The 8,797-nt window shown below is 65.9% G+C and carries 7 protein-coding genes and 1 pseudogene; 2 read left to right on the plus strand and 6 right to left on the minus strand.

Translation table 11 applies throughout. The annotated features are described in order from the left end of the window. The 5 genes from HYH08_RS37180 to HYH08_RS37200 form a co-directional block, all read right to left on the minus strand. Positions 1-1,049, minus strand: a 1,049-nt coding sequence (locus tag HYH08_RS37180; RefSeq protein WP_349631492.1) for a DAHL domain-containing protein, incomplete at its 3' end; no start/stop codon positions are given. Then, a complete protein-coding gene (locus HYH08_RS37185; protein ID WP_220014788.1) occupies positions 1,046-2,032 on the minus strand; it encodes a cytochrome-c peroxidase in 987 nt (328 codons plus the stop codon). The genes HYH08_RS37180 and HYH08_RS37185, both read right to left, overlap by 4 nt. A 199-nt stretch (positions 2,033-2,231) precedes the next feature. After that, positions 2,232-2,870 (minus strand): DUF1127 domain-containing protein, encoded by a 639-nt coding sequence (locus HYH08_RS37190; RefSeq protein WP_220014789.1) that lies wholly within the window; start codon positions 2,868-2,870, stop codon positions 2,232-2,234. A gap of 133 nt (positions 2,871-3,003) precedes the next feature. Next, entirely contained in the window at positions 3,004-3,729 is a 726-nt protein-coding gene (locus tag HYH08_RS37195) for a response regulator (protein WP_220014790.1), read from the minus strand. 390 nt (positions 3,730-4,119) lie between these two features. Further along, positions 4,120-5,070, minus strand: coding sequence for a c-type cytochrome (locus HYH08_RS37200; protein WP_220014791.1), 951 nt, complete (start codon positions 5,068-5,070; stop codon positions 4,120-4,122). Positions 5,071-5,443: 373 nt separating this feature from the next. Here HYH08_RS37200 and HYH08_RS37205 point away from each other — a divergent pair, with 373 nt between their 5' ends. Both HYH08_RS37205 and HYH08_RS37210 read left to right on the plus strand, forming a co-directional pair. Beyond that, complete coding sequence (locus HYH08_RS37205) at positions 5,444-6,796, plus strand: glycosyltransferase (protein ID WP_220014792.1); 1,353 nt, start codon at positions 5,444-5,446, stop codon at positions 6,794-6,796. Between the two features lie 87 nt (positions 6,797-6,883). Then, positions 6,884-8,134, plus strand: a complete 1,251-nt coding sequence (locus HYH08_RS37210) for a multidrug effflux MFS transporter (protein WP_220014793.1) — start codon at positions 6,884-6,886, stop codon at positions 8,132-8,134. A 16-nt stretch (positions 8,135-8,150) separates the two neighbouring features. On the opposite strand, the pseudogene HYH08_RS37215 reads toward HYH08_RS37210, so the two are convergent. Next, positions 8,151-8,797 (minus strand): annotated as a pseudogene (locus tag HYH08_RS37215) (copper resistance D family protein); the annotation flags it as partial.

Genomic DNA, 8,797 nt, shown 5'->3' on the forward strand with positions numbered 1-8,797 from the left:
GGCGCAAGGCCGAGCAGCCGCTCCGGCCAGCCCGGCTCGAACGTGACGCCGTCGCGAGACCATCGGTAGGTGTGCATCGTGCTTCCGACCACACAGGCGAAATAGGCCCGGTCCGCGCCGATGTAACCGGCGAGCTGATGCAGCGCCATCTCGACATCCGTGGCGATCCGCTCGTTGCTCGAATTGATGAACAGCATCGAGATACTGGCGATGGCGTGCTCGAACGTCGCGCGCCGGCGCAGCATCATGGCCCGCTTGCGCAGCAGCATGCCGAAATAGATGATGCCGGAGAGCAGCAGCAGCGAGGTGATGTACTGGAGCAACCGGGTGTTGCGCGCCGAGGCGCGCGCGGCGAGCTGCCGTTTCTGGATGAGCGCCAGCATGACATCCTGCTCGCGGTTGTTGGAATCGGCAACCAACGCCTTCAGGATGGTGTCGATATCGGGCAGCAGGTCATGCAGCATCTGTCCATGGGTCAGCAGCGCCCGGACCGAGTCCTGCTCCGCCGGCGACGCCTGCAATTGCGCGAGGTCCTCGAGACGGTCCTCGACCTGGCGCGCCGCGGCGTCCGAGGTATCGAGCGTCAGGCGCAGCATCGCGGCCGCCAATGCGGAGGCGGCCGTCACCACCGGCCGGGAGCCAGTTTCGGCCAGCCTGTCGCTGAACAGCGCGAAATAGGCAAAGGAGTTCTGGAGCAGCGCGTTCCTGCTCTTGAACCGTTCGATCAGGCTCTCCTGCCGGCTGGCCCGCACCGCCAGCACGTCGATCGCCAGGGTCTGCTCGTCGTCGAGGCCCGCGGTATTGCGCAGCCGCGTCAAGGCATCGTCATAGGCATTCACCATCCTCACCAGCCCGTCATAATTCCGCGAGAGGCCGGCGCGCGCGATGAGAACCTCCCTGGTCATCCCGCGCTCGAACCGGGTGAAATCGCCGAGCGCCTGCAACTGGGTGTCGTAACGCGCCGAATTGACGTTCAGCCCGTTGAGCAGGAGCCAGGTGAGAAGCGCGAGCGTGAAGGCGACGCCGGCAACGAGCGGAGCGGATCTCACGGCGAGCCTCCGACCGGCGTGCCGCGATAGGTCCCGGTCAGCGTGTTCAGGAAGGCGACGAGCACCTTGGCCTGCTGGTCCGTCAGCGTCGCGTTCAGCTGGGCCATCGCCATCTTGCGAACGGCGTCATCGAGCGTCGGCGCGCTGCCGTCATGAAAATACGGCGGCGTGGTCGCGACGTTGCGCAGGCTCGGCACCCGCAGGATCTTCGGCTCGGGCGAGGCCAGCGGATGGAAGATGCCGTGCCGCTCATACAGATTGCCGCCGACATTGACGCCCTGGTGGCAGGCTGAGCAGCCCAGCGACTTGAACAGGCGGTATCCGGCCAGCTCGTCCGCCGACAGCGCCGTCTCTTCGCCCTGGAGCCAGCGGTCGAACCTGCTGCCCGGCGTGAGCAGCGTGCGCTGAAAGTTTGCCAACGCGTCGACGACATCGTCGCCTTCCGGACGGCGGCCATAGGCCGCCATGAAGCGGCCGCGCATGTCCAGGTCGGCATCGAGCTTGGCGGCAATCTCCACCGCACTGCTGCCCATGGTTCGCGGGCTTTCCAGCGATGCACTGATATCGGCCTCGACGGTGCGGAATTTTCCTTCCCAGCCGAAACGAAAGCTGAGCGTCGAGTTGAAGACGGTGAGCGAGTTGAGCGCCATCTCCGCGCCGTCGAGACCGACATCGTGCCGCTTCTGGCTGGCGCCATTGGTCGCGATATCGTGGCAATACTGGCAGCTACGCGAGTTGTCGTGCGACATCCGGCGGTCGCCGAACAGCTTTTCGCCGAGCGCGGCCTTGAGCGGGTCGACGGCAGGCGCCGAGGGAATTGGGGTGATCGGTTCGCCGCGGTCCAGTGCAACCGGCGGCGGCGGCGGTTGCGACGGTGCGGGCGTGACTTCCACACCGCACAGCAGCACCGCGCAAATCGCGATGATGCCGCCCCGATAGCCGGCGCCTGGCCCGGCTCCGCTAAATCCAGTCAATGGTCGCACTATCAACCATATGGGGGTCGAAACGAAATCAGCTGCATCCGTTCAAGGGCTTTTGATCGAGGCGCGATGGTTTCGTGAATGCGGCCGCCACCAGATCCGCAGGCGGAGGCCGAGCACGCCGGTGTCGAACCTGCTCGAGAGCAACAAGCGGCCCGCGGCGTGGCAGAGATCGAGTCCGGCGAGAGCAAGATAGAACGCATCAGCAATCACGGCAGTACCTCACGGTCCATTCGATCTCCGAACGGCAGGCGATTCCAAGATCGCGCAGCGTCCGGTCGTCGAGCTCCTGGAGAGCCGCAACCGCCCGTCCGATCTCGCGCTCGCGACGCAGCTGCGCCGACAATGCTGCCACCGTCTCACCCACCGCACGCAGCCAATTCCAGCGTCGCGCCGGCTGTGCCTCGCGCAGCTGCAGGCGGTCGAGCTCGACCACATTGCCGTTACAGCCGGCCTTCGCGCCGGCATTGTCCTGCACCGGCTCCGGCAGTTCGCTGACGTCAAGTTGCCCCTGGCGATCCCTGGTGGCCGCAAGGATGGCGTGAACCGGCATCGCGGCCGTCGGATGCAACGCCGCGCCATAGAGGGCGAAGCCTTCCATCATGCCAAAGAGCAGCTCCCACCAGAACGAGTCGGCGCTCCGCTCCGGCTCCGCGTCAGGCCGCGCCGGCTGCGAACCGATGTCCGCAACGCCCTTGTCTGCAAAGTTCTGCATCCCGCTGCGGTCAAAGCCGAGACGGACAAATGCTCGGCCATCGGACAGTGCGAGCCAGCCGGGGTCGTCGGGCTCGGTGATGTTCAGGCGGACAACACGGGCTACATTGTGAGACTGCGCTTTCATCGTAAATCTCCCACACGCTGTTGGTAGGAGGCAATCTGCATACAGGCCGTTACACCGAGATCACCACCGCCGGCAAAGCTGTTACAGTTGCAATCCGGCGGTGGCATTTTTGCAGGCGCATGAGCCCGGCGATTTAGAACGGATCTACGGGAACCGCGAAGATATAGCCGACACCGCGCTCGGTCTGGATGACGCGCGGGGCGCTCGGATCGGTCTCCAGCTTGCGCCGCAGCCGCAGCACCTGAACGTCGATGCTGCGATCGAAAATGTCCTCGTGAATGCGGGTCGCCTGAAGCAGGTGCTCGCGGGTCAAAGGTCGCTGCGGCGCCTCGAGGAAGGCCAGCAACAGCGCATACTCGCCCTTGCTGAGCGGCACCGGCGCTTCGTTGGGATCGATCAGCTTGCGACCGCGCCGCTCCAGCTTCCATCCATTGAAGCGATAGCCGCCGCGCTCGGGATCGCGGGCGCGCGCGGCGCGGCCCATCTCCTGCCGCCGCAACACCGCCCGCACGCGCGCCAGCAGCTCCCGCAGGGAGAACGGCTTGATGATGTAGTCGTCGGCGCCGAGCTCGAGCCCGACGATCCGGTCGATTTCATCGGGACGGTGGCCGGTCGTAATGATGACGGGCACGTCGGAATGCGACCGGATCTCGCGCAGCAAATCCAGACCGTCCTCCTGGCCAAGCCGGAGGTCGAGAATGATCAGGCTGGGCTGACCGGCTTCGAGATAGTGATTCAGTTCGGCCCTGTTGGAGGCCGCCCTGGTCGGCACGTTGTGCTCCTCAAGATATCTGATCACCATCTGTCGCAAGGTAGGATCGTCGTCGACGACGACGATGTGGCCAACATCAGCAAGCATACTTCTCTCTCAAACTGCCGTCACCAACCGGGTCACGCTCAAGTTCGGCAATCACTCAGATTAGTATCAGGGACAGCGAAAAAGGTCGGCATGCGCCGCCGCTGTCCATGATGTTGTGATGACGCCATAAGCCGGTATTTCTGCGGCCAAGTCCGCAGGATGTCGCAGACGTGAAGCATTGTGATGCGAGCTAATGCTACTTTGGGGCGATTTCCAGTGCGCAAGCCGCGTCATCGCGCGTCGATGACGAAGGGCTGTTCGGCGTGCGCGATCGGCTGCGAGAATTTCCTGCCAGATTTTCCCGCCGCACGATCCTGCGCAACGCGGCGTCATCGACGCGCATGTGCGGCCGGGCAAGGCCGTCCGCACGCGATCATCCGCCACGATGGGTCAGGTGTGCGGGAGGCCCGCGAGGTACTGATAGATCGCAGCCAGCTCGTCGTCGTCCATCCGCCCGATCGGCCGCCACGGCATTTGATCTTCGAGCCGATGTCCGTTCGGATCGACACCGGTGCGCATGGTGGCGATGAACTGTGCCTGGCTCCAGCCCTTGACGATGGTGAGGTCGGGCCCGAGCGGCGGCAATTGGCCGGGCTCGCCGCCGGTGAGATCCTTGCCGTGGCATTCGCGGCAGTCCTGATAGGATAAGAGATACCTGCCATAGCGCGCCGTCGGCGCCTTTGGCGGCGCGATGATCACGCCGGTGAACACGGGCTTGGCATCCGGCAGCATCCCGGCGCCCAGCATCGCAAGACCCAGCACGCTGAACCGATCCGGCGGATCCCGCGTCGCCTCGCCTGTCGCGGGCAGGCTGCGGATATACGCGATCACCGCCTTGATGTCGTCGTCGCTCAGCCGGCCGGCATTGGTGAAGGACATGATCGCGAGCCATCGCCCTTGCGCGTCGACACCATTGCGAATGGCGCGAAAGATCTCGCCGTCGGACCAGAATCTCAACGCGCCGGCGGGCGTGAGATTCCCAGGGACGAAGGAGCCGATCGGAAGCGGCAGATCACGGCCGACATCGCCGCCGCCCGACAGCACGCCGCTGTTCGAATGACATCCGGCGCAAAAACCGTCGGCGATCGCCCGGCCGCGCGCGATTTGCTGCGGCGTCGCCTCGACCTTGAGATCGGGGACCGGCGCCGAACGGGTATGCTGCTTGACGATGCCTACCGCCGTCAGCGCGCCGAAGCCCGAGACCGCGATGGCCAGCACGGCCACCAGTCCCACGCCGCCCCACCTCACCACACGATAATGTGCCTGCAAGGCGCGAACGCCGAGCCAGACCAGAAGCGCGATGAGAGCAACCATCGTCGCCAGGGCGACAACATCCTGCATGGCGTACCCCTCAAACAAATCTGCACGGTCAAAGCCGCGCGATATCCCGGGCGTCAATAATTGCCTTCGGCCAAATCGCCGTTGAATGTCCGCGGCACGCCGCCGGATTACGGACGCGGCATTACTGCGCCGTTTCACCGGCGGATGCTCGCGTTACAAATGTAATGCTTTCCTGGCGGCGCTGGCCTCGCTGCCGGCCTTGAATATCGGCGTCGTCGATCACGGCCTTGACCGCGCCACGATGCGTTGCCGACGTAACCATTTGATGGCCGTCGGAAGCCTCGGTGTAACGGCGATCCCATCAAGTCCCTCTTGCTCACGCGAGCGGCTGCCCTGTGGCAACCGTGCATCGATCATCAAGAGGTCATCTCCCATGAAGATTCTTATCGCTTCGACACCAGCGACCGGTCATCTCAATCCGATGCTGGCAATCACGCGGATCCTGACCGCCGAAGGTCATGAGATCGCCTTTATGACGGGCACCGCCTTCCGCGCCCGTGTCGAGGCCAGCGGCGTCAAGTTCATTCCCCTCCCGGAGAACGTGGACTTCGACCCGAACGACGTATTCTCGAGGTTCCCCGAACTCAAGACGATCCCACCCGGGCTGGAATGGTTTCGCGTGGCCCTGGAGCGCCTGTTCGTCGATTCCATTGCGGACCAGCACCAGGGACTGCTGCAGTCGCTCCGCGACTTCCCCGCTGACATCATCCTCGCCGACGACATGCTGTTCGGGGTGTTGCCGATGCTGCTCGGACCGCGCTCGCAGCGGCCGCCCATTGCACTCTGCGGCACCTCTTTCCTGCACTGGGCGCGCGAAGACGGTGCACCAAACTTCCTGGGCCTGCCGCCGGCCAGGAGCCCCGAGGAGCGCGATCAATACGCTGCCAAGGCACGGGAGTTCGATGCGGCGGTCAATGAGCCGGTGTCGCTGCGACTGAACCGCGCGCTGAAGGCGCTCGGCGTCGGGCCGATCTCGATGCCGCTGTTCCATGCGGTGGTCGCGCTCGCGGATGCCTATATGCAATTGTCGGTGCCGAGCTTCGAGTTTCCGCGCGAGGTCCCGTCCTCCGTGCACTTTGTCGGCACGCCGCCGATCATCCCCAACCAGGTGCCGCTGCCGTCCTGGGCCGAAGACCTCGACGGTTCGCGCAAGGTCGTCCTAGTGACGCAGGGAACGGTGGCCAACCACAATTTCAACCTGCTGGTCGCCCCGACGCTGGCCGCGCTTGCCGACGAGCCCGACATCCTGGTGGTCGCGACCGCGGGCGGCCGGCCGGTCAACGCCATCCCCGGCAAGGTGCCGTCGAATGCGCGCCTCGCCCGCTATCTGCCGTTCGAATGGCTGCTGCCGAAGGTCGACGTGCTCGTCACAAATGGCGGCTATGGCAGCGTCAACCAGGCCTTGAGCTTCGGCGTTCCGCTGGTCACGGCGGGGCTGACCGAGGACAAGGCCGACGTCAACGCGCGGGTCGCCTGGTCCGGCGTTGGCATCGACCTCGCGACCAACGAGCCGACGCCGGAGGCGATCCGCAACGCGGTGCGGGCGGTGCTCGACCAGCCGCGCTATCAGTTGCGGGCCACGCAGATCGCGGACGAGTACGCCGGGATCGACACGCGGGCGGAAATTCTCCGGATTATCGGCGAGCTCGTCACCGACGAGACCGACGTGTCACGCCTGCGCGCCGCCGCCGCGAGCCAGGGACGGCGCGCCAACCGCCGCGCCTGATCCGCAGCTAAAGGACGCGGTGGAGCGCGGGACATGCGCGCTCCACCGCCGCCGAAAACTCCCTCACACCTCATCGGATCATCGTCCATGCGATTAGAGCCAGATACTTTTGCCTTCACGCTGCTGCTCGGCGCCCTCGCCGCAGTGCCCTATTCTGGCATCGACATCAACCTGCCGGCGCTGGCGGCGACCGGCGCCACGCTCGGCGCCAGCGCATCGGATGTCGGGCTGACGATGAGCGCCTTCATGCTGAGCCTTGCGACCGCACCGCTGATCTACGGGCCGGTCTCGGACCGCATCGGCCGCAAGCCGGTTCTGGCGTTCGGCCTTGCGCTGTTCATCGCCGCCAGCGTCAGCTGTGCGCTTGCCACCTCGCTGCCGCTCCTGCTGGTGTGCCGCTTCTTTCAGGGCGTTGGCGCCGCTGCGACGGCGACGACCTTCGCCATCATCCGCGATCTCTTCGACGGCGACGCCGCGCGTGGCAAGATCGCCAGCGTCATGGTCGCGGTCAATGTCGCGACCGTGATCGCGCCGACGGCGGGTGCCGCCCTGCTGGCGGCCGCCGGCTGGCAGTCGATCTATGCGACCCAGGCCGCGATCGGCTTCATGCTGCTGGTAGTGGTGATGTTTCGCTTCACCGAGACCGCGGCGGAGGCATCATCCGGCCGCCACGTGCCGTCAGCCGTGATCGACAGTTATCGCCGGGTGCTGACGCATCCGGTATCGTTCGCTTACATCCTGGTGGGCGCCGCGGGCGGCGCGACGGTATTTGCCTATGTCACCGGCGCCTCGCTGTTCTTCGTCGGCGCGGTGGGGCTGAACCCTGCGCAATACGGGCTGATCTTCAGCGCCTGCTCGGCCTCGGTGATGGCCGGCGCCTTCCTCGACGGCCAGCTCGGCCGGCGGGGAATATCCTCGAGCCACATGCTCACCATCGGGCTGACGCTGTCCTCGGCGGCCAGCGTCGTCCTGCTCGCAATGACCTTGGCCGGCTGGATGCCGGTCGGGCTCGTCGTCGCGCTGCTGATGGCGGTGGCGCTCGGCTTCGGCCTCAGCGTGCCGAACGTGATGAGCGCGACGATGCAGCATTTGCCCGACATCGCCGGCGCCGTCAGCGCCGCGGCCGGCAGCATTCAGCTGATCGCGGGCGCCGTCACGAGCGGGCTCGTTGCGGTTCGCTTCGACGGACACACCGCGCTCTCGATGACCGCGGTGATGGCCGCGACCTCGCTGCTCGCATTGGTGCTGTATTTGCTGGTCGCGCGTCCCGCCGACCGTCGCCTGCATGCGCGGACGATCGATGCCGGCGCGGCGATCCGGAGTCCGACGGGCTCGTGAAGGGCGGCCGGCGCGATCAGGCTTCGCGGTAATCCAGCAGGATCAGCCCGACCAGGAGGAAGGCGACCGGCCAGACCCAGGCCGCGACCTGGCGGACGCGGCCGTCCATGCGCAATTCGAGCCAGCGCGCCCATCCGGCGAGAACGCCGCACAGCGCCAGCGGCGTGTGGCTCATCTCGATCAGAAGCTGGTCCTTAATGTTGGCGATCGCGTGGGAATGGGTCAGCAGCAACGCCCCGCCGAGCGCCGTCACCAGCGGAAACACCAGCGCTGCCGGCCCGGCCTTGCCGCGCAGGCGCACGCGCCACTCGAAGATGCCGAACACGGCGATCAGCAGCACGAAGATGCGATGCTGGGCGACCTCGGGATCGCGGAGCGATTCGAAGAAGCCTGCCGGCCCGAGCGGCCAGGCCTGTTCGTCGGCGCGGAAGAACAGGAAGGCCGCCATGCCGAGAAACAGCAACGGCCAGTGCCGCGCCCATCGGCCCCAGCGAAAATGCTCGACCAGCGCCAGCAGTCCGATCAGCACCACGAACATTCCGGCCCAATGATGGTTGTACTCGGACCAGGCGATGTCTTCGGCATTGCGCGGCAGGATCGTGCCCTCGCCGGGCACGTAGGCCGCTTGCGCATTCGCGCGTCCCGCATCCGCCAAGGTGATCC

The sequence above is a fragment of the Bradyrhizobium sp. BR 10289 genome, assembly GCF_019455385.1.
Taxonomy (GTDB): Bacteria; Pseudomonadota; Alphaproteobacteria; order Rhizobiales; family Xanthobacteraceae; genus Bradyrhizobium.

Coding starts and splice junctions, on each gene's coding strand:
- HYH08_RS37190 (WP_220014789.1), bottom strand. CDS start 2,870: ATGAAAGCGCAGTCTCACAATGTAGCCCGTGTTGTCCGCCTGAACATC.
- HYH08_RS37195 (WP_220014790.1), bottom strand. CDS start 3,729: ATGCTTGCTGATGTTGGCCACATCGTCGTCGTCGACGACGATCCTACC.
- HYH08_RS37200 (WP_220014791.1), bottom strand. CDS start 5,070: ATGCAGGATGTTGTCGCCCTGGCGACGATGGTTGCTCTCATCGCGCTT.
- HYH08_RS37205 (WP_220014792.1), top strand. CDS start 5,444: ATGAAGATTCTTATCGCTTCGACACCAGCGACCGGTCATCTCAATCCG.
- HYH08_RS37210 (WP_220014793.1), top strand. CDS start 6,884: ATGCGATTAGAGCCAGATACTTTTGCCTTCACGCTGCTGCTCGGCGCC.